The organism is Vibrio floridensis, assembly GCF_021852965.1.
Classification (GTDB): Bacteria; Pseudomonadota; Gammaproteobacteria; order Enterobacterales; family Vibrionaceae; genus Vibrio; species Vibrio floridensis.
In genome coordinates, this window is the sequence record NZ_JAKGCY010000014.1 from 15,382 (window position 1) to 37,390 (window position 22,009).

Annotated in this window: 24 protein-coding genes; 6 read left to right on the forward strand and 18 right to left on the reverse strand. The window is 47.7% G+C overall.

Going from position 1 to position 22,009, the window contains the following annotated elements; translation table 11 throughout:
* Positions 1-67: 67 nt before the first annotated feature.
* Positions 68-448, reverse strand: a complete 381-nt coding sequence (locus LZU85_RS17030) for a YijD family membrane protein (protein WP_011079180.1) — start codon at positions 446-448, stop codon at positions 68-70.
* A complete protein-coding gene (fabR, locus tag LZU85_RS17035; protein WP_011149134.1) occupies positions 448-1,089 on the reverse strand; it encodes an HTH-type transcriptional repressor FabR in 642 nt (213 codons plus the stop codon). The genes LZU85_RS17030 and fabR overlap by 1 nt, the downstream gene beginning before the upstream one ends.
* Positions 1,090-1,373: 284 nt before the next feature.
* On the opposite strand from fabR, the gene sthA reads away from it, so the two are divergent.
* Positions 1,374-2,774 (forward strand): Si-specific NAD(P)(+) transhydrogenase, encoded by a 1,401-nt coding sequence (gene sthA, locus LZU85_RS17040; protein WP_011079178.1) that lies wholly within the window; start codon positions 1,374-1,376, stop codon positions 2,772-2,774.
* Positions 2,775-2,823: 49 nt separating this feature from the next.
* On the opposite strand, the gene LZU85_RS17045 is transcribed toward sthA, so the two are convergent.
* Both LZU85_RS17045 and lexA read right to left on the reverse strand, forming a co-directional pair.
* A complete protein-coding gene (locus LZU85_RS17045; RefSeq protein ID WP_045596331.1) occupies positions 2,824-3,636 on the reverse strand; it encodes a class I SAM-dependent methyltransferase in 813 nt (270 codons plus the stop codon).
* A 189-nt stretch (positions 3,637-3,825) separates the two neighbouring features.
* A complete protein-coding gene (lexA, locus tag LZU85_RS17050) occupies positions 3,826-4,449 on the reverse strand; it encodes a transcriptional repressor LexA (RefSeq protein WP_011079176.1) in 624 nt (207 codons plus the stop codon).
* 317 nt (positions 4,450-4,766) lie between these two features.
* On the opposite strand from lexA, the gene plsB reads away from it, so the two are divergent.
* Positions 4,767-7,196 carry a glycerol-3-phosphate 1-O-acyltransferase PlsB gene (gene plsB, locus LZU85_RS17055; protein ID WP_039552156.1) on the forward strand — a complete coding sequence of 810 codons (2,430 nt, stop codon included), beginning with the start codon at positions 4,767-4,769 and terminating at the stop codon, positions 7,194-7,196.
* A gap of 89 nt (positions 7,197-7,285) precedes the next feature.
* Here the strand turns inward: plsB and ubiA are convergent, their stop codons facing one another.
* Positions 7,286-8,140, reverse strand: coding sequence for a 4-hydroxybenzoate octaprenyltransferase (gene ubiA, locus LZU85_RS17060; RefSeq protein ID WP_237287902.1), 855 nt, complete (start codon positions 8,138-8,140; stop codon positions 7,286-7,288).
* Positions 8,141-8,680 carry a chorismate lyase gene (locus LZU85_RS17065; RefSeq protein WP_194592903.1) on the reverse strand — a complete coding sequence of 180 codons (540 nt, stop codon included), beginning with the start codon at positions 8,678-8,680 and terminating at the stop codon, positions 8,141-8,143. It abuts the gene before it with no gap.
* 172 nt (positions 8,681-8,852) lie between these two features.
* On the opposite strand from LZU85_RS17065, the gene LZU85_RS17070 reads away from it, so the two are divergent.
* Positions 8,853-9,263: a flagellar basal body-associated protein FliL gene (locus LZU85_RS17070; RefSeq protein WP_011079172.1), complete on the forward strand. Its 411-nt coding sequence runs from the start codon at positions 8,853-8,855 to the stop codon at positions 9,261-9,263.
* Positions 9,264-9,311: 48 nt separating this feature from the next.
* Here the strand turns inward: LZU85_RS17070 and glpG are convergent, their stop codons facing one another.
* From glpG to ftsY, 6 genes are all read right to left on the reverse strand, one after another.
* A complete protein-coding gene (glpG, locus tag LZU85_RS17075) occupies positions 9,312-10,154 on the reverse strand; it encodes a rhomboid family intramembrane serine protease GlpG (RefSeq protein ID WP_237287903.1) in 843 nt (280 codons plus the stop codon).
* Positions 10,155-10,238: 84 nt separating this feature from the next.
* Positions 10,239-10,559: a thiosulfate sulfurtransferase GlpE gene (gene glpE, locus LZU85_RS17080; protein WP_011079170.1), complete on the reverse strand. Its 321-nt coding sequence runs from the start codon at positions 10,557-10,559 to the stop codon at positions 10,239-10,241.
* A 435-nt stretch (positions 10,560-10,994) separates the two neighbouring features.
* Positions 10,995-11,852: an RNA polymerase sigma factor RpoH gene (gene rpoH, locus LZU85_RS17085; RefSeq protein WP_011079169.1), complete on the reverse strand. Its 858-nt coding sequence runs from the start codon at positions 11,850-11,852 to the stop codon at positions 10,995-10,997.
* Positions 11,853-12,028: 176 nt separating this feature from the next.
* Positions 12,029-12,997, reverse strand: a complete 969-nt coding sequence (ftsX, locus tag LZU85_RS17090; RefSeq protein ID WP_011079168.1) for a permease-like cell division protein FtsX — start codon at positions 12,995-12,997, stop codon at positions 12,029-12,031.
* Positions 12,984-13,661 (reverse strand): cell division ATP-binding protein FtsE, encoded by a 678-nt coding sequence (gene ftsE / locus LZU85_RS17095; protein ID WP_176299275.1) that lies wholly within the window; start codon positions 13,659-13,661, stop codon positions 12,984-12,986. The genes ftsX and ftsE overlap by 14 nt, the downstream gene beginning before the upstream one ends.
* 20 nt (positions 13,662-13,681) lie before the next feature.
* Positions 13,682-14,869: a signal recognition particle-docking protein FtsY gene (gene ftsY, locus LZU85_RS17100; protein WP_237287904.1), complete on the reverse strand. Its 1,188-nt coding sequence runs from the start codon at positions 14,867-14,869 to the stop codon at positions 13,682-13,684.
* Between the two features lie 205 nt (positions 14,870-15,074).
* Between ftsY and rsmD the strand changes: the two genes are divergently transcribed.
* Entirely contained in the window at positions 15,075-15,668 is a 594-nt protein-coding gene (rsmD, locus tag LZU85_RS17105) for a 16S rRNA (guanine(966)-N(2))-methyltransferase RsmD (protein ID WP_045620228.1), read from the forward strand.
* Between the two features lie 18 nt (positions 15,669-15,686).
* Positions 15,687-15,953: a DUF1145 domain-containing protein gene (locus LZU85_RS17110; RefSeq protein ID WP_017420383.1), complete on the forward strand. Its 267-nt coding sequence runs from the start codon at positions 15,687-15,689 to the stop codon at positions 15,951-15,953.
* Positions 15,954-16,018: 65 nt separating this feature from the next.
* Here the strand turns inward: LZU85_RS17110 and LZU85_RS17115 are convergent, their stop codons facing one another.
* From LZU85_RS17115 to LZU85_RS17130, 4 genes are all read right to left on the reverse strand, one after another.
* Complete coding sequence (locus LZU85_RS17115; protein ID WP_176299276.1) at positions 16,019-16,612, reverse strand: YhgN family NAAT transporter; 594 nt, start codon at positions 16,610-16,612, stop codon at positions 16,019-16,021.
* Between the two features lie 148 nt (positions 16,613-16,760).
* On the reverse strand, positions 16,761-16,982 hold the full coding sequence (locus LZU85_RS17120; protein WP_017420385.1) for a YecH family metal-binding protein: 222 nt from the start codon (positions 16,980-16,982) through the stop codon (positions 16,761-16,763).
* Between the two features lie 76 nt (positions 16,983-17,058).
* Positions 17,059-17,679 carry a lysoplasmalogenase gene (locus LZU85_RS17125; protein WP_237287905.1) on the reverse strand — a complete coding sequence of 207 codons (621 nt, stop codon included), beginning with the start codon at positions 17,677-17,679 and terminating at the stop codon, positions 17,059-17,061.
* Between the two features lie 1,040 nt (positions 17,680-18,719).
* Complete coding sequence (locus LZU85_RS17130) at positions 18,720-19,088, reverse strand: DUF4145 domain-containing protein (protein ID WP_176299278.1); 369 nt, start codon at positions 19,086-19,088, stop codon at positions 18,720-18,722.
* A gap of 235 nt (positions 19,089-19,323) precedes the next feature.
* Between LZU85_RS17130 and LZU85_RS17135 the strand changes: the two genes are divergently transcribed.
* Entirely contained in the window at positions 19,324-19,653 is a 330-nt protein-coding gene (locus LZU85_RS17135) for a DUF2500 domain-containing protein (RefSeq protein ID WP_011079159.1), read from the forward strand.
* Here LZU85_RS17135 and LZU85_RS17140 read toward each other — a convergent pair.
* Together LZU85_RS17140 and arsJ are read right to left on the reverse strand one after the other, a co-directional pair.
* Positions 19,650-20,663, reverse strand: a complete 1,014-nt coding sequence (locus LZU85_RS17140; protein ID WP_237287906.1) for an acyltransferase — start codon at positions 20,661-20,663, stop codon at positions 19,650-19,652. The two genes, LZU85_RS17135 and LZU85_RS17140, sit on opposite strands and share 4 nt — an antisense overlap.
* A 99-nt stretch (positions 20,664-20,762) precedes the next feature.
* A complete protein-coding gene (gene arsJ / locus LZU85_RS17145) occupies positions 20,763-21,980 on the reverse strand; it encodes an organoarsenical effux MFS transporter ArsJ (RefSeq protein ID WP_237287948.1) in 1,218 nt (405 codons plus the stop codon).
* Positions 21,981-22,009 lie beyond the last annotated feature (29 nt).

Sequence of the window (22,009 nt, forward strand, 5' to 3'; positions counted from 1 at the left end):
CCTTCCCCAGTCCCACAACTCGTTGGACTGGGGCACAGTACGGATCGTTTTTCAGATCAAGTGCCGATTAATCGGCACTTGGGCGGCGAATGTATCCCAGCTTACTGCCAATCCACGCCAACAGCAGTAACACCACCATGATCGCGAAGAAGTTCGATCCTGCTTCAGGATGCTGAGCTTTAATAAAGGCCGAGTGACCAAACGCCCCGACAAAAAAGCACGCCAGTCCAACCAAAGGGATCTCTTCCGACACGGGATGATTGAGATACTCACGGTAGAGTGCCTGCACAGCCAGCACTAAGGCAATAATAGGGAAAATGGAGAAAGAGACTTCGCTCATGGTCAGCCAAGAAAGGATAGCATCGCCACACATCCCTGTGATCAACGCCAATACCAACGTCTTCCTTTCCGAACTGCGATTCACGTTATTTTCATTATCATTAGACATTATTCTATCTCACCTTTTAATCGGTTACGTTCACGTTCCTTGCGATACCAGTACGCACCTTTGGCGACCATTCGCAACTGCATAATCAGACGCTCGGCCAGCTCATCACGCTCGCGTCGGTCTAAGTCTAAAGCTTCTGCACCGGAACTAAAAACCAGAATCACCGACGCTTCAGCCTGCGCCAACGCCTCTTCTCGGTTCATTCCCGTGCTAATTAAATATTCGGTAAGCTCTGCTGCGAAGTGCTGCATCTCACGCGCAACCGCAGCGCGAAATTCCGCGGAAGTTCCAGAGCGCTCTCTTAACAATAGGCGAAATACGTTGGGGCTACTTTCGATAAATTCCATAAAGGTTTCCACCGAAGTGCGGATCACGCTGCCTTCTTTGACGATGCGCTGACGTGCTTGGCGCATCAATTGACGTAACAGCAAACCACCTTCATCCACCATGGTTAAACCTAACTCATCCATATCTTTAAAATGGCGATAGAACGAGGTCGGCGCAATGCCCGCTTCTCTGGCCACTTCTCGCAAGCTGAGATTGGAAAAACTGCGATCAGCACTCAATTGGCTAAATGCCGCGTCAATCAAAGAACGACGCGTTTTCTCTTTCTGCTGTGCGCGAATACCCATTGATTTCATTATGATGTTTGCTCTTATCTTAAATTGGCTTCCGGCCGTTACTATAGCGCGAATCGCTGCTAGCGATAAGCGATGATGCGCCATGGCGAGCACGTTACTACTGGCCAAGGCGGTTATGCAATCTTTTGTGCTCAATTTGTCGACATCCGCCATGCCATTGATTGGTTTTCGTGAAATGTGCGTGATCACTTCCACTCTCTACCGAGCCTGCTGTTTACCTGCTGGTATAATCAGTTAAAATCTCGCTAAAGCAATGTTAAGCAAATATAACAAGGAATGAAATCATGGCGCATGCGAATCACTTCGATGTGATTGTTATCGGGAGCGGCCCTGGCGGTGAAGGGGCAGCAATGGGTTTAACCAAAGCAGGCCTGAAAGTTGCCGTGGTGGAAAAAGAGAGCAGTGTTGGCGGCGGCTGTACTCACTGGGGCACCATTCCATCCAAAGCGCTGCGCCATGCGGTTAGCCGTATTATTGAATTCAACAGCAACCCGCTGTTTTGCAAAAACAACTCCAGTTTACACGCCACATTTTCAACCATTCTCGGCCACGCGAAATCCGTTATCGACAAGCAGACTCGCTTACGCCAAGGCTTTTATGATCGCAATCAGTGCCAATTGATTTTCGGAACCGCCCGTTTTACCGATGCGCACACCATTAGCGTGACGCAAAACGACGGCACTGAAGAAGTGTATACGGCGGATAAGTTTGTGATTGCTACTGGCTCTCGCCCTTATCAACCAGCCGATGTCGACTTTAATCATGAGCGAATCTACGACAGCGATTCCATTCTCAGTCTCAAACACGACCCTCGCCACATCATCATTTATGGCGCAGGAGTGATTGGTTGTGAATACGCATCCATCTTCCGTGGTTTGGGGGTGAAAACCGACCTCATCAACACACGCGATCGCTTACTGGCCTTTTTGGACAACGAAGTTTCCGATGCGCTTTCCTATCACTTCTGGAACAGCGGCGTCGTGATCCGTAATGATGAAACCTATGAACGCATTGAAGGCACCGAAGATGGGGTGATTGTTCATCTTCAGTCGGGCAAAAAAATGAAAGCCGATTGCTTGCTCTACGCCAATGGTCGCACTGGTAACACCGACAAGTTAAACCTGCCTGCAGTTGGGCTTCAAGGTGACTCTCGCGGCCAACTGAAAGTCGATGGCAATTACCAAACCGAAGTGGAACATGTTTACGCGGTGGGCGATGTGATTGGTTACCCAAGTCTGGCGAGCGCGGCATATGACCAGGGGCGCTTTGTGGCGCAAGCCATCACTAAGGGCAAAGCCGATGGCTATCTGATTGATGACATCCCAACGGGGATTTACACCATTCCGGAAATCAGCTCGGTTGGTAAAACAGAGCAAGAATTAACCGCGGCGAAAGTGCCCTATGAAGTTGGCCGATCTTCGTTCAAACATCTGGCTCGCGCACAGATTGCCGGCAAAGACATCGGCAGCTTGAAGATCCTCTTCCATCGTGAAACCAAAGAAATTCTTGGTATTCACTGCTTTGGGGAACGAGCGGCGGAAATCATTCACATCGGCCAAGCGATCATGGAGCAAAAAGGCGAAGCCAATACCATCGAGTATTTCGTCAACACTACCTTCAACTACCCCACCATGGCCGAAGCGTATCGTGTTGCTGCACTCAATGGACTCAACCGTCTGTTCTAGTGTGCCCCCCGCTTCCCAAACAAAAACAGCAGGAATTCCTGCTGTTTTTTTACCATTTCATATGGACCACGACGGGAGTAAGACGATGTTTCAGCATGGGTATTTTACTTAGCCAACGCTGCCATGTTTTCCAACGTGCACAGAAACGATCGAAGGGAGAAAACACTTTGACCCATTGTGCCCAAGGGAGCCACTGCAAAACTTGTTCTGCCGGCGCTGCCATGGCATGCGCATAACGATCAGAGCCCAATTTCTGCCCCAGGCTACTGTCGGTTAAGTCTCCCGCCAATACCATGCACACCTGCGCAGACACAAAGCGTCGCCCAAGCAGTTGCACAAAGTTGGCAACCTGAGTCAATGGACAATCGAGCAGCGCCAACTCACACACGATCAATACAGGTGTCTTGTCGTTGATCGCCAGTTGCTCTAAGCAAGAAAGATCATCGACGCTGCCATGCTGTTGCTGGTAGCGTTCGTTTTTGTGGAATAATCGCTGACGCCAGAGCAAGTTTTCCGTAACATCCAACTCCACCCAATGGCATCGGCCATTATCAAGACGATAAAAGCGCGTATCGAGACCAGCACCAACGTTAATAATCCACCCTTCTGGATGCTGCTGTAAAAACTGCGAGACTTGTTGATCGCACTGCTGCGCTAAGGTCGCGTGTAACAGCTGTTTTTGCGCTACATCGCCAGATAAACACTCAGGCGCAAGCTGGCAACTTAAGCAGGCTTTTGCGGCAATCGGGTCATAGATTAACCCTCCGTCGACCAAGCTTTCTCGGCTACGAAGCCACAACGGCTGCAACAATCTTGCTGGTACCGGATATCCCTTTTCCGATGACTGTTTGATTGAAGACATCACGAGACCTTTCTCATCGTTCCATAAAAGAACTTAATGATAATAAATCTCAATTGCAATTTCAATCCGTGCGCTGCATCCTCACTGACGCCTTATTGAGAAACGATCGTCAAATGGGGCCGAGACAAAACAAATAAGCTCCGTAGAAACGGAGCTTATTGAGCATTGTTTTGCACATGGTAGGGCGTATTACATCCAATCCGTATTGCGGATAATACCCACGGCAATGCCTTCAATAGTCAGCTGCTGGCTAGTGAGATCCACTTCGATAGGTGCAAACTCTTCATTTTCTGCATGGAGCAGCACGGTTGAACCTTTACGTTCCAAACGTTTTACCGTTACATCATCTTCAACGCGCGCGACCACAACTTGCCCATTGCGCACGTCTTGTGTTTTGTGCACTGCCAACAAGTCACCATCCATAATGCCGATGTCTTTCATACTTTCGCCATGAACGCGCAAAAGAAAATCGGCTTGAGGTCGGAACATGCTCGGATCCACTTGGTAGTGCATTTCCACATGCTCTTGCGCCAAGATAGGCTCCCCTGCCGCAACACGGCCAATCAGAGGTAAACCTGGCTCATCATTCGCCGCTTCCTCTTCGAGCAGAATACGGATCCCACGAGAGGCACCTGGGACAATTTCGATCACTTGCTTACGAGCAAGCGCTTTTAAATGTTCTTCTGCCGCATTGGCAGAGCGAAAACCCAGCTCACGCGCAATTTCCGCACGAGTGGGTGGCATTCCAGTCACTTCGATCTTGCTTTTAATCAGATCGAAAACTTGTTGTTGGCGTGGCGTTAACGGCTTCATAGGTCACCTGTCTTTTTATACAGTTAACTGTGAGTATATCCAGTAATTGTACAAATGGAAACCCAATTGATTGTTTTTTAATTTCTTCTCTCTTTTTGGCGAACATTTGTGTTTAAAACGCCACGCTTGACCCGCTCGGTTCAACGCAATTTAAGGAAATTCGTCTAATCCATACTCAATTAAGTTAAAAGGTTTGACCAGTTCTGGTATCCTTGCCGCTTAAAAATTATCGCTCAGATTTATTCCTATTACTGGAATCATTCAGTAACAGAAATAAGTTTGGGTATGTTTGAATTCTATTGAGGCTGTGAACCTATATGTCTTCAGGACAATCATTTTCACATTCATTACTGAAGCTACCGCTGTCGGCGTTGGTGAAAGGCACTGCGATTCCTTCTAATCCAATCGACGATCACCACATCGATATTAATAAGCCCATTGTTTATGCCCTGCCTTTTCGCTCGGCCGTGGACCTATTAACACTCCAAAAACACGCACTCGAGTTAGGATTACCCGATCCACTTTCTCCGCTTGAGATCCATGGCAAATCACTCAAACGTTATGTGTTTATCGCCTCTCGACCAACGTTGGTTCAAAGCGATAACGATGTACCAAGTGACTCGATTGCCCTTTTCTCCGATTTACTGGCGCTCCACGCGGAAGACAGCGAACTGGATGTTCAGGTGATCCCTGCCACCGTATTGTGGGGGCGTAAGCCGGGTAAAGAAGGCAACAATAAGCCTTACCTACAAGCGATGAATGGCCTGCAAAAAGCCAAAGCAGTGATCACCGCCGGTCGTGATTGCCTTGTGCGCTTTAGCCCTGTGGTCTCACTGCGTTACATGGCGCAATCACACGGTACCGATAGCTCGATTGCCCACAAGTTGGCACGCGTAGCTCGCATTCACTTCTCACGTCAAAAACTGGCGGCTTCTGGCCCGGACTTGCCTTCGCGCCAAGTGCTGTTTGCGCGTTTGATGAAATCGCCAGCCATTGAGCAAGCGATTGAGGAAGAAGCAAAAAGCAAAAACATCTCGATGGAGAAAGCGCGTAAAGAAGCGCAAGACATCATGGATGAGATTGCAGCGGATTTCTCTTACTCATTGGTAAAACAAGGCGACCGCCTGTTGGGATGGCTTTGGAACAAGCTCTATCAGGGGCTTAACATCAACAATGCCGCAACGGTGCGCCGTCTAGCGCAAGATGGTCATGAGATTGTGTATGTGCCTTGCCATCGCAGTCACATGGACTACCTGCTGCTCTCTTACGTGCTTTATCACGAAGGGATGGTGCCACCGCATATTGCCGCCGGCATAAACCTCAACTTCTTCCCAGCGGGTCCGATTTTCCGCCGCGGCGGGGCATTCTTTATTCGTCGTAGCTTCAAGGGCAATCGTCTTTATTCGACCATTTTCCGCGAATATTTGGCAGAGCTCTTTGCCAAAGGCTACTCGGTAGAATACTTCTCGGAAGGTGGCCGCTCGCGCACGGGTCGTTTGCTTCCAGCCAAAACCGGCATGTTGGCGATGACCATTCAAGCCATGCTGCGTGGGCTAAATCGCCCAGTCACCTTAGTGCCGGTTTACATTGGCTATGAGCACGTGATGGAAGTGGCAACCTACGCCAAAGAGCTGCGTGGTAAACGTAAAGAGAAAGAAAACGCAGGTCTTGTACTGCGCACGCTACGCAAACTGCGTAACTTTGGCTTGGGTTATGTCAACTTTGGTGAGCCTATTCCGCTCAACCAATACCTCAACGAACATGCCCCTGAGTGGACCAAAGACATCGACCCAATGGGCGCGAGCCGACCTCAATGGATCAATCCTGTGGTGAACCAGTTGGCGAATAAGATGATGACGCACATTAACGACGCTGCGGCAGCGAACGCATTGACCTTGTGTGCCACCGCATTACTGGCATCACGTCAGCGGGCGCTTTCTAAAGATTCTCTGATTCATCAGATTGAGTGTTACTTACAACTCTTGAAGAATGTGCCGTACTCGAAGACCTATACCGTGCCTTCTGAAAGCGCCGAAGCTCTGGTGGAACACGCGATTTCATTGGATAAGTTTGTCATCGAAACCGATACCATGGGCGACATCATTTCGCTCGATCGTAATCAGTCGATCTTGATGACCTACTACCGCAACAACATCATCCACTTGTTCGCGCTACCATCGCTGATTGCACAGATGATCATTCGTCAGGAAAATCTAACCGTGAGCCAAATCCAGCAGCAAGTGGCGGAGATTTACCCATTCCTGAAAGCGGAACTGTTCTTGAGCCACAAAGAAGAAGAGCTCGATGAACTGGTTGTGAAAGTGCTAAACGAGTTGGTATCGCAGGATCTGATCAGCCTGAAAGAAGATAAGGTTGCGAAAAATCAAGCGAATACCCTCACGCTTGTCTTGCTCGGTCGTACCATCTCAGAAACGCTTCAGCGCTACTCGATTGCCTTCAATCTGCTGGTGTCCAATCCTGAATTGGCTAAAGCGGATTTGGAACAAAAGAGCCAAGACATCGCTCAGCGTTTGACTCGCTTACATGGTATCAATGCGCCGGAGTACTTCGACAAAGGTGTGTTCGCCTCTCTGTTTAGCACGTTAAAACAACAAGGCTACCTTGATAGTGACGGCAACTGCGACAGTGAGAAAACCGCACAATTTGCTACTTTGCTCTACGCCTTGCTCTACCCAGAAGTGAAGCTCACGATTGAAGAGAGTGTCTTCCAGCTCAAATCGGCGTAAGCCAGCATTAAATACAACAAAGGCATCCCGTGGATGCCTTTGTTTTTTTGTTTTGCTGTGCAACCAGCATCAAGCAGACTCAGTGCGGTCTACCAAAACGCGACAAATAACCCGAGCGCCAGCACCATCCCGACATAGTTATTATTGAGAAACGCTTGGAAACACAACTCTCGCTGACGATGACGGATCAAATGCTGCTGATAAACAAACAGCGCACCGGCGGCCAGTACGCTCCAATAAAAACTTTGCCCCAATTGGTAATGCAAGCCAAGCCAAACCAGCATCACTAGCGTTAGCAATTGCAACAGGCCGATGATTAACTTGTCGTGGCGGCCAAACAAAATAGCGGTCGATTTAACACCGATGTGAATGTCATCATCGCGATCAACCATCGCATATTGGGTATCGTACGCAATGGTCCATAACGCATTAATTGCAAACACAAACCACACCACCCAAGGCAACTCATTCGCCTGCGCGGCCCATGCCATCGGGATTGCCCAGCTAAACGCTAAGCCAAGAAACAACTGCGGTAGTTGGGTATAGCGCTTCATAAAAGGGTAAATGAACGCCAACACGATACCGGCAAATGAGAGCTGGATAGTGAGTGGGTTCATGGTCAACACCAACAAAAAAGAGCTGATCCCTAACAGCAAAAACAGAATAATCGCTTCTTTCGCCGTCACGCGACCTGAAGGCAGAGGTCGCTGCTGAGTACGCTTAACATGACCATCCACTTTACGATCGGCAAAGTCATTGATCACGCAACCGGCACTGCGCATCAACACCACGCCCAACACAAAGACCAGCAAAACATGCCAATCGGGAGTCCCTTCCGCAGCAATAATCAACGCCCACAAGGTTGGCCAAAGCAGCAGTAACGTGCCAATTGGTCGGTCCATCCTCATCAGTTGCCAATACGCCTTGGCCTTTTCTACTGACATTTACACACTCTCCCTGGAGTAAATCGGTGCATCAGGTAAAAACAGTTCTGCCACTAACATCGGTTTGTGGTTCATCCATAAACGAGAACGTCTGGCGAGTAAACTCCCTTGCGGTGTTTCGATCCAAGCCACTTGCAATGCGTCACGCTCAACTTGCTCTGCACTAAACACGGTGAGCCCCAAAGGAATATCACCCAGCGTGGCTAAGTCGTAGGGCTGATCAGCTAAGGTGGTTTCAGGGATCAACGTTCTCCCCAACACCCACGGAGTTTGATCACCGGATAGCACCACCTCTCGGATCAAGCAAATCTCAGGCGACAATCCCTGAGTCTCTTGCCTTGTTAATTGGCCTACACCACTTTTTTCATTGCGCATCAACTCAACGGTCAGATGTTGGCAATGACGCGCCAAACGGCGAGACAAGGAGCCTTGCTCCAGTAACCAGTGCTTAGCAAAGTCACTAGAAAAGTGAAAATCTTCAGGATTTTGCCATTTTGCTTCTATTAACAAAGCAAGATAGAGCGAGTTTGGCTGATTCATACTAGTATTCAATTAGTAGCTTTTAGTCGCGTTGTGCGTACAATAAAGCGTCACTTTACGGTAATGAGCCACCGTAAAGATTGTAATAACTTATAGTGACATTTGGACCGCCTATTGTAACAAGACAAATGCGTTTCGAGTATCGTGATCAGAAGAAAGAAAAGTCAGAAATATGTACAAACGTTATATAGCCCAAATAATTATCGCCTTCAGCTTGCTCTTTTCTTTACCTTTGCATGCCGAAGAAGAACAGACTGGCCCTCAACTTGCGTATTTCACCCTTGAGCCAGACCTCACCACCAACTTTTATACCAAAGGCAAGAAACTGGGTTACATCCAAGTGCGCATCGACATCATGGTCATGAGCAATGCGGATTTGGCGTTGGTCGAACACCATCAGCCGTTGATCAGAGACGCTGTGGTTGAGTTGCTGGGCCAGCAAAGTGAAGACACGGTGAAGTCACTGGCTGGACGTGAAGATTTGCGTAAGCATTTGGTCGAAAAACTCAATGAGATCTTATTGCCAGAAACGGGCAAAACCGTCATTGCTGACCTGCTGTTTACCAAATACCTCTATCAGTAGCATGTTCAGCTCGGCTGATTCTATTTAAGTTATAAAGCAAAAAGCGGCCTAGGCCGCTTTTTGATGTTTTTGCTTGGTGGAATCCAGATAGGCCAGCCCCATACCAGACAACAAACCCACGAGATGAGCAGTATTGGCAATCGCCATAAAGGGTTGAACGTAACCAAGAATGAGCCATACCAGCATAAAAGCGACCACGGGCCTAGGCACTGATAAGCCAAGGTGAGGCACGCGATAACCTAAAATCCAAGCGTAACCGAGCAAGGCATAAACCACGCCAGATAAACCACCAAAATTGGCCCCTTCAACCCAAAACTGACCAGCGCCAGAGAGGGCGGCCGAAATGACAAAGATTTGCAGTAGTTTACCGCTACCCAATCTCTGTTCAATGTCGCCACCAAACTGCCACCACCACAGTAAGTTAAACACAATGTGGGTCACCGAGAAGTGCAGCAGTGCATGGCTCACCCAACGCCATAGTTGCCATTGTTGCGCGGCTTCCGCAGGAAAATGCATCGCACTTAAAAGCGCGCTTTCCCAACCAAACATCATGAGCACATAAACCGCCACACAGGCGACCATCACCGCCATGGTGACTGGCCCCGCTTTCGCTTTCACCATCGCCAGTAAACTGGGGCTTCGGTAACTGAACTGAGTTTTGCGCGTTTCCGCCATATCCCAAGATGCCGCGCTGTATTTACTGTCACCAGGATTAGCCAAAAACTGTTTGAGCTCTGCTTCGGTTTCAACCCAATGCTGATCGTCCATCAGCCACAAGGCAAACTGCCCTTGACCTTCAGGCATCATTCGCAAATCAATTTGTCGAGACGCCATGTAGTCGATAAAAGCCTGCGCCATCCTTGGATTGTTCAACACAATAAGACGCTGCATAGAGGAACCTCAGTTAGACGAAAAATCGAACCTCATTCTTCCACATCAAAGGCCGTTAGGCAAAAGCCCTTCTTTCTAAAGGGATCAGCTTGCTTCAACGGGCAAACTGGCGCGATGCCAAGCTTCAAAACCACCATCGACACTGTACACCTCTTCAAAACCTTGATTGACCAGGTATTGGGCCGCCCCTTGACTGCTGATGCCGTGGTAACACATCACCAAAACAGGCTGTTCAAACTCCACCTGCTGCATGAAATTTACGATCGAATCGTTGGTTAGATGAAAGGCCGATTGGGCATGCGCCACAGCAAAAGATTGTGGGTCACGAATATCCACCAAGCGTGCTTCTCCACGGCTGATGAGCGCGTGCGCGCCTTGTACATCAATATGCTTGAACTGTTCCATATACTTTCTCATTTTCGTTATTTTGTTCTGCTGGGATTGTAACCTATCCAGAGCCAAACTTAGACACACAGTTCTTCTGGTCTTTGACAAGCGTACATTTATCCATCATCTGTGGATAAATCTGTGGATTGCGTTGATAAAGTGTTTTGTGTCATTTTGATCCACTACATGTAGTAAGGATCTTGATCTTTCTGTGTGTAGTTTTATAGCTATCCCCAAACAAAATTCCTCTTCAAGCCCTGATTTCATCCAGCTTTCGAACAGTTGATAAATAATTACTTCACAGAGTTATTCACAGGCTTGGCATCATTTCGTGATCATTTTCGTCACTCGATTTCGATCAACAACACTCGCCATGATGTTGTGGCAGGCAACAAAAAAGCCGAGATCATTGATCTCGGCTTTTGCTGATTCTTGAGTGGTTTGGTAAGAGAACTAAATCTCGCCGACGGCCATCTTCAGTTTCTTCATCGCGTTCTTTTCAAGCTGACGAATTCGCTCCGCAGAAACACCATACATTTCCGCGAGGTCTTGCAGCGTGGCTTTATCATCGTCCAACCAACGCGAGCGAACAATATGTTGGCTACGCTCATCAAGGCTAGCCAATGCCATCGCAAGGCGGTTATTGGTGTGAGCTTCCCAGTTTTGCGCTTCTAGGTTGTCCGCCACATCTGAAGATTTGTCTTCCAGATAAAGGACTGGTGCCGTTGATACCGAGCTAGAATCGTCTTCCTCATTTGGCAAATCAAAGGTCGAATCGACCGCCGCCAAACGCGATTCCATTTCTCGCACTTCTGCCGGTTCTACGCCCAACTCACGAGCCACGGTTTCGACTTCGCCATTGTTAAACCAACCAAGACGTTTTTTCGACTTACGTAGGTTGAAGAACAACTTACGCTGCGCTTTGGTGGTCGCGATCTTCACAATACGCCAGTTACGTAGTACGTACTCGTGAATTTCCGCTTTGATCCAGTGAACCGCAAAAGAAACTAGCCTCACCCCAACTTCTGGATTGAAGCGTTTTACCGCCTTCATGAGACCAATATTGCCTTCTTGTACTAAATCAGCCATTGGTAAACCGTAGCCAGAATAACCGCGGGCAACGTGAACAACGAATCTCAGGTGAGAGAGAATCAGCCCTTTTGCCGCTTCAATTTCGCCTTTGTAGTGTAGACGTTCAGCTAGATCACGTTCTTCGTCTGCGGTCAGCATTGGGTAGCTGTTCACCGAGCGAATGTAGCCATCAAGGCTATCTTGCGTTACTAGTGCCATCGGATACGCTTGAGTTGTCATTCAATTCCTCATCAATCTCTGATCTGGAGTTATACATTGCAAATTAGCGCCATTATCTTGAACTGAAGATGAATCAGTTTCAAGCAGGGTTAGCAATTATCCATAAACAAATCGTCTATACAAGTCAATCAAATTTGATTCTGTGCGACGATTGCCTACTATAAGACCCGCATCACTTAAACAGGTTCAATTTCTTTTAAATGGCGCTGCGCCGATACTTTTGCCGCCACACAACCTAAGAAGGTTCCTGTCATCACAAGCAACAAGGATTCATCCCAGCTTAGGCCAATAAGACGAAATTGGCTGTCGTATAAAGCCGCGAGATCCGCAACGGCACCATTTAACAACACCGTAATCAGCGCGGTAAAACACCACGCCGATACCGCGCCGAGTAAACCAAACCACATTCCTGAATATAAGTAGGGGCGCAGAATAAAGTTGTCTGTCGCACCAATGAGTTTCATGGTTTGAATTTCTTCTTTGTTGGCGAGCACATTAAAGCGCAAGGTATTGCCAACGATTAAAAATACAGCACCCAACATTAACAGTGTCAAGGTCATGACAATAATTGTCGCGACCGTTTTTATTGCATCTAACCGTGTTAACCAATCTTCGTCTAGACGCACATCCGTAATGTCTTCTTCTTGACGCAGTTGTTGCGCCAACGCTTTGATGGCGTTGTTCTCTTCCACCGCAGGGGTGATCACCAAGACGCCCGGCAGGGCATAATCTTCCAGTAAGCTTAACGCTTGGTCAAAACCGGAATACTGGCTGAGATGCTCTAAGCCTTGCTGCGGAGAGATGTACTCCACCAATTCAACATCTTGCTGCGTTTCCAACTCATCTTTGAGCACCATGACTCTAGCTTCTGGTACTCCTTCACGCAAGTAGGCACTCACTTGTGCTGGCGACGTGACATGCGAGGTGGCAACGGCGATGTTTTTACCAAGCAAATACAAACAGGCAGGCATGGCTAATGCCATGGAGATGACCGCTAAGGTTAAAATATTCCCCAGCGGGCGATGCCAGATCGCTTTGAAGGAGGCTTTGGCTTGCTTGATATGAATCGAAACAAAACCGTCCGTCTTAGGGCGATTCGAGGTCGATTTGCTCGCTGGCTTTTTAAGGCGTTTATTCGCGGCCATAATCTTCTACCTCACTGAGAAAACCTTGGTTAAGTTCGAAATGACGATACTGAGGACGAGAGTTGACCAAGTTGATGTCGTGTGTCGCCAATAAAATGGTCACGCCAGCACGATTGAACTCTTCAAACAAACGCAACACTCGGTTGGACAACTCAGGGTCAAGGTTGCCCGTTGGTTCATCGGCCAACAACAAGGTTGGGCGATTGACCACGGCGCGAGCGATGCCGACACGTTGCTGTTCACCACCAGAAAGTTGGCTAGGCAAGCAGCGGGCTTTATCAAGCAGCCCTGTTTTGTCGAGAGCCGCCGAGACTCGGCGTTTTATCTCATTCTCTGAGATGGATTCAATGCGCATCGGCAGTGCCACGTTGTCGTAAACACTGCGATCCATCAGTAAGCGGTGATCTTGGAAAACAATGCCGATATTACGACGTAAAAACGGCACGTCTTTATTCGGAATGCGTGTGATGTCATGACCATTGAAACTGATGCGACCATCAGTAGGTCGCTCAATGGCACAGATCAATTTCAGCAAGGTACTTTTACCGGCACCTGAGTGTCCACCTAAAAACGCCATTTCGCCACGATGTAAATGAAAGTCGACTTTTTGCAGGGCCTGACGGCCGCCACGATAGGCTTTACTTACCTGCTGAAATCGGATCACCGGTTATTCCTCTCTAATGCTTACTCTTCTCGACTAAATAGCGCGTCGATAAATTCTTGGGTTTCAAACGGGCGGAGATCCTCAATCCCTTCACCCACACCGATGTAGCGAATTGGAATGTTAAACTGATCGGCAATAGCAAAGATCACGCCGCCTTTCGCAGTGCCATCCAGTTTGGTCAAGGTGATCCCGGTGATCGGCGCGACATCGCTAAACAGTTTTGCTTGGCTAATCGCGTTCTGACCGGTGCCTGCATCCAAGGTCAACATGATTTCATGCGGCGCGGAGTCGTCGATTTTTTTCATCACTCGGACAATTTTGCGCAGCTCTTCCATCAAGTTGCTCTTGTTCTGCAAGCGACCCGCGGTATCGGCAATCACCACATCAACCCCACGCGCTTTGGCGGCTTCAATCGCATCATAAATTACCGATGCGCTGTCTGCGCCAGTGTGCTGTGCGATCACTGGGACATTGTTACGCTCACCCCACACTTGCAACTGCTCAACGGCCGCCGCACGGAAGGTATCGCCCGCCGCCAACATCACTTTCTTACCTTGATTTTGGAACTGTTTCGCCAACTTACCAATGGTGGTGGTCTTACCCACGCCATTTACCCCGACCATCAGGATAACGTAAGGGGTTTTGCTGCTGTCCACTTGCAATGGTTGCTCAACCTTAGAGAGGATCTCTGCCATCTCTTCTTTGAGCAAACCATACAGAGCCTCACCATCTTTTAAGTCACGGCGAGACGCTTTTTCTGTTAAGTTTTCGATGATTTTCAACGTGGTATCCATACCCACATCCGCAACGAGTAGCTGTTCTTCCAACTCTTCAAACAGATCATCATCGATTTTCTTGCCTTTAAATAGGCCAAAGAAACCCGCGCCGATATTGGCTTTCGTGCGACTCAAGCTGCGTTTTAGACGCGCAAAAAAGCTTTCTGTTGGTTTTTCTTGTTCTTGCACGCGCGGTGCTTCAACCACCACAGGTGTCACTTCAACGGGTTCTTCAGCTGCTGGTTCGCTGATTGGTTCTACCGCCGCCTCTTCAACCACTTTTTGGCTGACAATCGGTTCAAGGCTCTCTACGGTTTTTTCGTCAGACTCGCTGATCACCTCTTCTGATTGTGCCGGCTCTGGTTGTTTTACTTGGTCATCGTCACCAAAGCCAAGCCACGATAGTAATCCGCGCTTTTTCTTTTCCGTCATCGGGAGATATCCTGGTTTCTTATATACTGGGTTGAATCTTTGCTGATACGCAAGCAAAGAGACAATCGCGACTGGTATACACACGTGATCCGTTTTTCTCAGCGGAATAATGGTACACTTTGTCACTATCAAATTCTGGGCAATATCCAGGCTTTAGGCCTGGGCGATTGGCTATAGTAACACTTTATTAGCGGTCAAAAAATCTATGGTAAGACGTCGCCAGCAAAACACATCACAAAATAAGCCAACAACTGGCTGTGTACGCATCATTAGTGGTCTTTGGCGAGGGCGAAAGCTGCCCGTGCATGACGCCGAAGGCTTGCGCCCTACAACTGACCGAGTCAAAGAAACGCTGTTTAACTGGTTAGCACAGGATATCCCTCGCGCTCGCTGTTTGGATCTGTTTGCCGGCTCTGGCGGCTTAGGTTTTGAAGCGGCATCACGTCAGGCAGAGCAAGTCACCATGTTGGAGTTAAACCCCAAAGCGTTTGCTCAATTGCAACAAAATGTCACAGCACTAAAGGCAAATAATATCAAAGTGATTCAAGGCGATGCACTGCAATTCCTTAAGCAGCAAGGCACGCCGCATCACGTGGTGTTTATTGATCCGCCATTTCGCCAAGGACTGCTTGCCGAAGCCGTGACTTTGCTGGAGCAAAATGGCTGGCTGGCAGACGACGCGATGATTTATATTGAAAGTGAAAAAGAACTTCAGGTAGACGAGCTGCCTTCGACTTGGCATCTGCATCGCGAAAAAACCGCTGGGCAAGTCAGCTATCGCCTTTACGAGCGACAATAGTCAGCAAAGGATCGAGAAATGAAAGCACTGTTATTTTTAGCGAAAGCCGCCATCTCATTTGTGTGGTTGATTCTGTTGGTTAATATTGTGTCACCATTTCCAGGTAACGCCGCCATCGTGCTGTATATCATGACGGCATTTTTGTTCATCATGCATGGACTACAAATGCTGATCTTCGTCGGCGCGTTTGGTGACAAAATTACCATGACGCGCTGGGAAAAGAATTCCATTCTGATATTTGGCATTTTTGCCCTGCTCGATATTCGACGCAAATATATGATGTAATTCTTTTGCCTCAGAAATAACAATGCCGCTCCCTAGAGCGGCATTGTTTTATTCCGTCATTCAGATTAGCTCACGGCGCCCATATAGCTTTTAACACCGTTGAGGAACATTTGGGTTGAAATCATCACCAGCAACAAGCCCATCAAACGCTCAACCGCTTTTAAGCCGCGCTCTCCCAAAACTCGATGGAAAAAGCTGTAGAACATCAGAATCACAAACGTTGCCGACCAAGCAATCAGCACCGCAATAGAGAGCTCACCCAAATTATTAGGATGCTGAGAAGAGAGCAACAGTAATGCGGCAATCACAGATGGGCCGGCAATCATCGGTATCGCCATTGGCACAATAAAGGGCTCTTCACCTGCCGCTAAACCAGTAATGCTGCCTGCGCTGGGGAAGATCATCTTAATCGCGATGATGAAAAGAATAATGCCGCCGGAAATACTCAAGGTCTCTGGCTCTACCTGCAAGAAAGCCATGATGCTTTGCCCTGCAAACAAAAACAGCATCAAAATGAGGAGGGCGAACAGTAACTCACGAATCAATACCTTGCGACGTCGCTTCGCATCAAGGTGTTTTAAGATTGACAGAACAATCGGGAGATTACCCAACGGGTCCATGATAAGAAACAGCATGGTGGCTGCAGCAAGAATGTCCATAAGTGCTCTCAAAATACAACAATGGCGAGAGTATATACCAAATGGCGTTGGGAGGCAGAGTCGGGCGAGCCCTGGCATAAAATGAGCTCGCTACTAGGGAGAGAAACGAGCGATCAATCAAACCACTCGTTCCTACAGGGATGCACCCTTAGTGATTACAGATGCGCGCCAAGTTGACGCAGAACTTTCCTTGCTGCTCACTGATTTTTTCTCGTTCCAACAAAAAGCTCAGCAGTGAGTCTAAATCGAGCCCTTGTAGCTTACACGTATGAAAGCGGGTTTCACCACCGAAATGCGCCAGCAGTTCCGCACGGTCCATCGGCTGTTCTTTAAGAAGGTGAAGAAGATTGTGAGCATGGATATCATTCATGGATTAAGCGTCCTGTAACACGTCAAGTGGCCCCAGCTTAACCTTTTATAAAAATCGTGCTTTGACCTAAAACAGCTCAATAGATGATAGAAGCCACGATCAAAGCATGTGCGACAAAATAACTGCCCGACACCCAAACATAAGCACGCTTCATCGGTTTACGATAGCCATGAATCGCATACGCCAGCGCAGAATAAATCATGACTAAGGTTCCAACAAAACCGATCGCATTGGAGAAGTCATTTGCTTGAAGCCAAACTTCCCCTGCCGCCCAAGCTAACTGCACCAACATAATGCCCATAATCACGACAGGAAAAACCAAAGAATCCAATTGAGGGAGGAGTAAGAAAAACGCCACGATGCTCGCCGCCAACAACAATGCCAAAAGCCACCAGACAATGTCGCCATTGAGTTGTAACCAGAAAGACTTGCTGTAGCAAAGCTGCGCGAGAAGAAAGCCAGAGAAATAGAGTGTTTTCTTCGATTTAAGAGAGTGAAGCGTATCGGCAGCCACTGACACCAGCAAGCCTGCGGCAATCCAGTAGCTATGGGCAGATGCTGGTCCTTGCGTTAACACCAAAACCAGTAAAAGAGATAAGGTAAACAATTTAAAAAACAACGCTTGAAATTGACTTGCGTGTCGAACGCCCATAACGGAAGTCATTCCAGATAAGCCTATCGCCAACCAACTCCACATCTGCAGTACCCTTCTATTTATTACGCGGCTAGTCTAGGTAGACGAGCAATTATGTAAAGCGGCAGAGGGCGAAAGTTCGATCTTGATAGCGATTCACTGCTTATTGTGAGGTAAGCCATAGCTTAGAGAAAAACCGCTATTTTACGGTATCGGATCACGACAATACGTTTTAAATTCAGACCCCCTAGATAAAAAACGTGATAAAAAGCAGAAAGCAAACGTTAAACTCACTCAAAGGAAAATAAGCCGGACATTATCAGCGGTAATGAATAACAATAGACTGAAAAAACAAAATTAAAAAACAAAACAGAACAGAAACAAAACAAATAAAATCAACAAGTTAAATATTAAAACAAAAGAAAACCACCCCTCGAGCTGGTACAACCAGAATAGACCACTAATCACATCATTGTTTTCTCATCCAATGATAAAACCCCTACGCAGTCTCTATTGACTTTCTACAACCTCGAAAAAACCAATCGAAAAGACCGACTATTTAGCAATAAAAGCCGCAGGACAAACCAAAACCAAACAAAGAGCACTAAACACTATTTGAGCAATATCACATTAATAAAAAAACAATTAAAAACATAAACTTAAAACAACAATTTACTAAAACACAAAAATTAGCGCAATTTAAAAGCACCCAAAAAACACTGTTTAATTACCAACAAACCGACAAAAACACAAAGTTATCTTATTTTTTCAAAGAGATTACTAACGATCTATTGATCACGCCTTAAAAACGATGCTATATTGCGTTCATAGAGTTCATCAACCGTTTATGGAGGTAGTGTTGTGATGTCTTCTTCTCAAAAGCAAGGACTGGTAATGATCGCAGTTATCGTTGGTTTAATGACACTACCAATGATGTACTAAGTTTCAGAATCTAAATAAAAAACGGGATGCTTTCGCATCCCGTTTTTTTTATTGTCTTTCATACGCCCATACAACGATTAGACATGGCAAGAGCATCCCCTCACCCTACACTTCACGGCGCACTCCGTGGATTGCCTCATTTCATTTTTCCCAGTTGAGCGTTATTTAAAATGCTGGCTAAGTACGTCCCAGTTGGCGTAGTAAAAAGCCATCGCCCCCAATGTCATGGAAAGCATCAATAAAATCGCCACACGCCAGATAAAGCGGCCACTTCTCGGTGTCAGTTCTTTTTCACACTCATCGCACACCGCCAAAAAGCCCTTTTTATCATCCAACTGATAATTATCTTCATGCACGACTTTATTGCGTATCGTCGCAATAAAACGGAGCTTGCCAATCACGTCATGTGGCAGACGTTCTTCACAGCTCGTCACGAGCTGATGCAACCCTTTACCTTCAGCATGATATTGAGTGCGCAACAAAGTCTCTAATCTACGGGTACGAGTGACCACTTGTTCGATTTCTGACATCGTGCCCTCCTTTCGTTCGAGTGTTTGTTTCATTCTATTCTTCTACAGTTTGATTCACATTTCGAGCCAAGTGAGCCGCATAGGCTCAAAATTGTGCTCTCATACGCATATAGAATGTGATATGCGCCGAAAATTTTATCGTCTCTTATCTTTAGATCACGATTCGCTACTGGCAACCCCTTGTTTGGCAACTAGCTTCTGTAAAATGAGACACTCATTCAGACTGGAGGTCATCATGCCTATTTCCTTTGTTTTTGCCGTACTCGCATTGATTGCTATTGGTGGTTGGCTCTTCGTTCGTTTCTATCGTACTCATATTCAAGGCAATAACGCCCCAGAACAAAAAGTACAGGTCACTGTGCTTGATAAACAGGTTATCCCTATTGCCGATGCTCAGCCTGGTGAAGATGATCAAGAGTATTGGATCTACGTACAACGTGGCGCTCTCGGCCCCAAACGCGAGTTTCAGGTTGGGGTACACTATTTCCACGCTCTTAACCCCGGCGATAAAGGGGAACTCACTTACAAGGGCGATAAGTTTCTTCATTTTGCCCTGAAGCGCTAAGGCAATAACCAACGTGTCTTAGCGGAGAGCGAGAATAGGTAACTCAACGCTAAGGCACCCGCCCCACTCAGCACGACCCATAACGGGATGACCCACGCAGGATGACCCTGATACCAACCCAACTCTTTCATTGGCCATAGAAAAATAGGATGCAATAAATAGATGCCTAAACTGTGGCGGCTGATCAACGCCACCCACTTTTGCCATTGAGCCGACAACCGCTCGCCCACAGAGCGACACAGCACAAACACCATCGATGCCGCCAATACCACATTGATGGTTTTATACGACAGCCAACGCCCAACGGTGTAATCCCCTGCAGCAAGGCTATTACTCACCACCATAATCACCGTGGCAGCCAATGCCATTCCCCCCAGCAGCACCGCCCCAACGACCACTGAGCGTTGATTCGGGACTTTGCTAAAGAGCAGATAGCCAAGAGGAAGGTAGCCACTGTACAGCCATAGCTCGTAGCTCCAAGGGCCATCGATACCCGCCAGATACAACACAGTGGTGAACAACCATAACGCGGTAAAGAGATAGAGGATGTCCTGACGTTGCTGGCGAACAAGCCACTGGAACATCGGAATCACAAAATAGAGCGGAATAAAATAATAGAAGAAACCAAGATGGTAATAGGTGGCATGCTCTGGGCTGTTGCTGAGCACTTCTGTCACTTTACTGCTATCAAAACCGCCCGCACTCAAGCCGGAGAGGAGCGCATAGAACAACGACCAAAAGAGAAAAGGGATCAGCACCTTACCTAAACGACGACGAGCATAATAAGGCAGATCAAATGGCCGAGTGTCACTGAGCATCAGGGCGCCAGTGATAAGAATAAAAACCGGTACCGCCCAACGAGAAATGCCATTGATGCCAACGGCCGTCACCCACTGATCAAAAGGAATCGCCCCTAACTCATGACGATAAGGCGCAAGCACATGAATGGCGATCACGGCCACCGCCGCGACACATCGTAGCAAATCAAAAAACTGAACTCTTTCGCGCATTCTCTATCCTCTTGCTTTTCATGGCTTTGACTATAGCAATAAAAAAAGCTGACACATGACATCATGCGTCAGCTTTTGGTTAGAATTCACACACTGCGATCAGGCGGTTTTCGCTGCAAAGCGAGGGAGCTTGATTGAAATTAACGTCGTCAAAGCCAAGAAGAAGCAAGAGACCCACAAGCAAGCAGCCAAACCGAATTCTTGGTAGATCCACCCCGACAATAGTGTGCCGATCAAACGGCCCATGGCATTAGCCATATAGTAAAAACCCACATCCAATGAGACGCCATCGCCTTTGGCATAACTGACAATCAGATACGAGTGAAGGGAAGAGTTAATCGCAAACACCGCCCCAAATAGCAACAGGCCCATCACGATCACTTGCTGAGGATGCCACGCTTGTTGCACCGCATAGGCAATGGCTCCTGTTAGCAATGCCAATAACGCGGCCCAGTAAAAAGCACTGCGACCATCCGGCACTCGACCTTGCGCCTTCCCTGTAATGCGCGGCGCGATGCCTTGCACAACGCCATACCCCATGACCCATAAGGCAAGAAAGCCTCCGACCCAAAGATGATCCCAGCCAAATACGCTGCCAAGGTAAACGGGCAGTGCCACCACAAACCAGACATCTCGTGCACCAAAGAGGAAGAGGCGAGCAGCTGAAAGAATGTTGACAGGCGCTGATTTGGAGAAAATCTCATTAAACTTCGGCTTGTTTTTCGCTTTGCCCATCTCCGACTCTAGGCTAAGCAAACTGCCAATCAACACTAGGGTGAGTACCCCTGCCATGACGAGTACCGCGTATTGAAAACCGAGAACAGCCAATAAGAGACCACCAAGGAAAAAGCCCGCCCCTTTTAAGGCATTCTTCGAACCCGTCAGAATGGCCACCCACTTGAACAATGCGCCTTGCTGCTCGTCCGGTACCAAGGTTTTGATGGCGCTTTTGGCACTCATCTTATTCAAATCTTTGGCAATACCAGAAAGTGCTTGCGCGGCCATCACCCAAGGAATTGTCAGCCAAGCGGCGGGGACAGCCAACATCAACAACGCAATGATTTGCATGGCTAAGCCGATGTTCATGGTCTTATTGAGCCCGAGCCTTGCCCCCAACCATCCACCAATCAGGTTGGTCACCACGCCAAAAAACTCGTAAAACAAAAACAGCGAGGCAATCGCCAGCGCCGAGTAGCCAAGGTCGTGGAAATAGAGCACCACCAGCATGCGCAGTGCCCCATCGGTTAAGGTAAAGTTCCAATAGTTAAACGTGACCAGCATGTATTGGCGGACACTTTTGCTCAGTTGAGCGATCATCATTAGCCCTCTGTGTACAGGTTAACAAG

Bases quoted from the DNA above. Each gene is read 5' to 3' on its own strand.
- glpG (WP_237287903.1), bottom strand. From the start codon at position 10,154: ATGCAGCGTCTTATTGTGTTGAACAATCCAAGGATGGCGCAGGCTTTT.
- arsJ (WP_237287948.1), bottom strand. From the start codon at position 21,980: ATGATCGCTCAACTGAGCAAAAGTGTCCGCCAATACATGCTGGTCACG.
- fabR (WP_011149134.1), bottom strand. From the start codon at position 1,089: ATGAAATCAATGGGTATTCGCGCACAGCAGAAAGAGAAAACGCGTCGT.
- LZU85_RS17135 (WP_011079159.1), top strand. From the start codon at position 19,324: ATGCCTATTTCCTTTGTTTTTGCCGTACTCGCATTGATTGCTATTGGT.
- rsmD (WP_045620228.1), top strand. From the start codon at position 15,075: ATGGTAAGACGTCGCCAGCAAAACACATCACAAAATAAGCCAACAACT.
- ftsX (WP_011079168.1), bottom strand. From the start codon at position 12,997: ATGGCCGCGAATAAACGCCTTAAAAAGCCAGCGAGCAAATCGACCTCG.
- LZU85_RS17125 (WP_237287905.1), bottom strand. From the start codon at position 17,679: ATGTGGAGTTGGTTGGCGATAGGCTTATCTGGAATGACTTCCGTTATG.
- LZU85_RS17110 (WP_017420383.1), top strand. From the start codon at position 15,687: ATGAAAGCACTGTTATTTTTAGCGAAAGCCGCCATCTCATTTGTGTGG.
- ubiA (WP_237287902.1), bottom strand. From the start codon at position 8,140: ATGTCAGTAGAAAAGGCCAAGGCGTATTGGCAACTGATGAGGATGGAC.
- sthA (WP_011079178.1), top strand. From the start codon at position 1,374: ATGGCGCATGCGAATCACTTCGATGTGATTGTTATCGGGAGCGGCCCT.
- rpoH (WP_011079169.1), bottom strand. From the start codon at position 11,852: ATGACAACTCAAGCGTATCCGATGGCACTAGTAACGCAAGATAGCCTT.
- plsB (WP_039552156.1), top strand. From the start codon at position 4,767: ATGTCTTCAGGACAATCATTTTCACATTCATTACTGAAGCTACCGCTG.
- LZU85_RS17045 (WP_045596331.1), bottom strand. From the start codon at position 3,636: ATGTCTTCAATCAAACAGTCATCGGAAAAGGGATATCCGGTACCAGCA.
- LZU85_RS17065 (WP_194592903.1), bottom strand. From the start codon at position 8,680: ATGAATCAGCCAAACTCGCTCTATCTTGCTTTGTTAATAGAAGCAAAA.
- LZU85_RS17030 (WP_011079180.1), bottom strand. From the start codon at position 448: ATGTCTAATGATAATGAAAATAACGTGAATCGCAGTTCGGAAAGGAAG.
- lexA (WP_011079176.1), bottom strand. From the start codon at position 4,449: ATGAAGCCGTTAACGCCACGCCAACAACAAGTTTTCGATCTGATTAAA.
- LZU85_RS17120 (WP_017420385.1), bottom strand. From the start codon at position 16,982: ATGAATGATATCCATGCTCACAATCTTCTTCACCTTCTTAAAGAACAG.
- LZU85_RS17130 (WP_176299278.1), bottom strand. From the start codon at position 19,088: ATGTCAGAAATCGAACAAGTGGTCACTCGTACCCGTAGATTAGAGACT.
- LZU85_RS17070 (WP_011079172.1), top strand. From the start codon at position 8,853: ATGTACAAACGTTATATAGCCCAAATAATTATCGCCTTCAGCTTGCTC.
- glpE (WP_011079170.1), bottom strand. From the start codon at position 10,559: ATGGAACAGTTCAAGCATATTGATGTACAAGGCGCGCACGCGCTCATC.
- LZU85_RS17115 (WP_176299276.1), bottom strand. From the start codon at position 16,612: ATGGACATTCTTGCTGCAGCCACCATGCTGTTTCTTATCATGGACCCG.
- LZU85_RS17140 (WP_237287906.1), bottom strand. From the start codon at position 20,663: ATGCGCGAAAGAGTTCAGTTTTTTGATTTGCTACGATGTGTCGCGGCG.
- ftsY (WP_237287904.1), bottom strand. From the start codon at position 14,869: ATGACGGAAAAGAAAAAGCGCGGATTACTATCGTGGCTTGGCTTTGGT.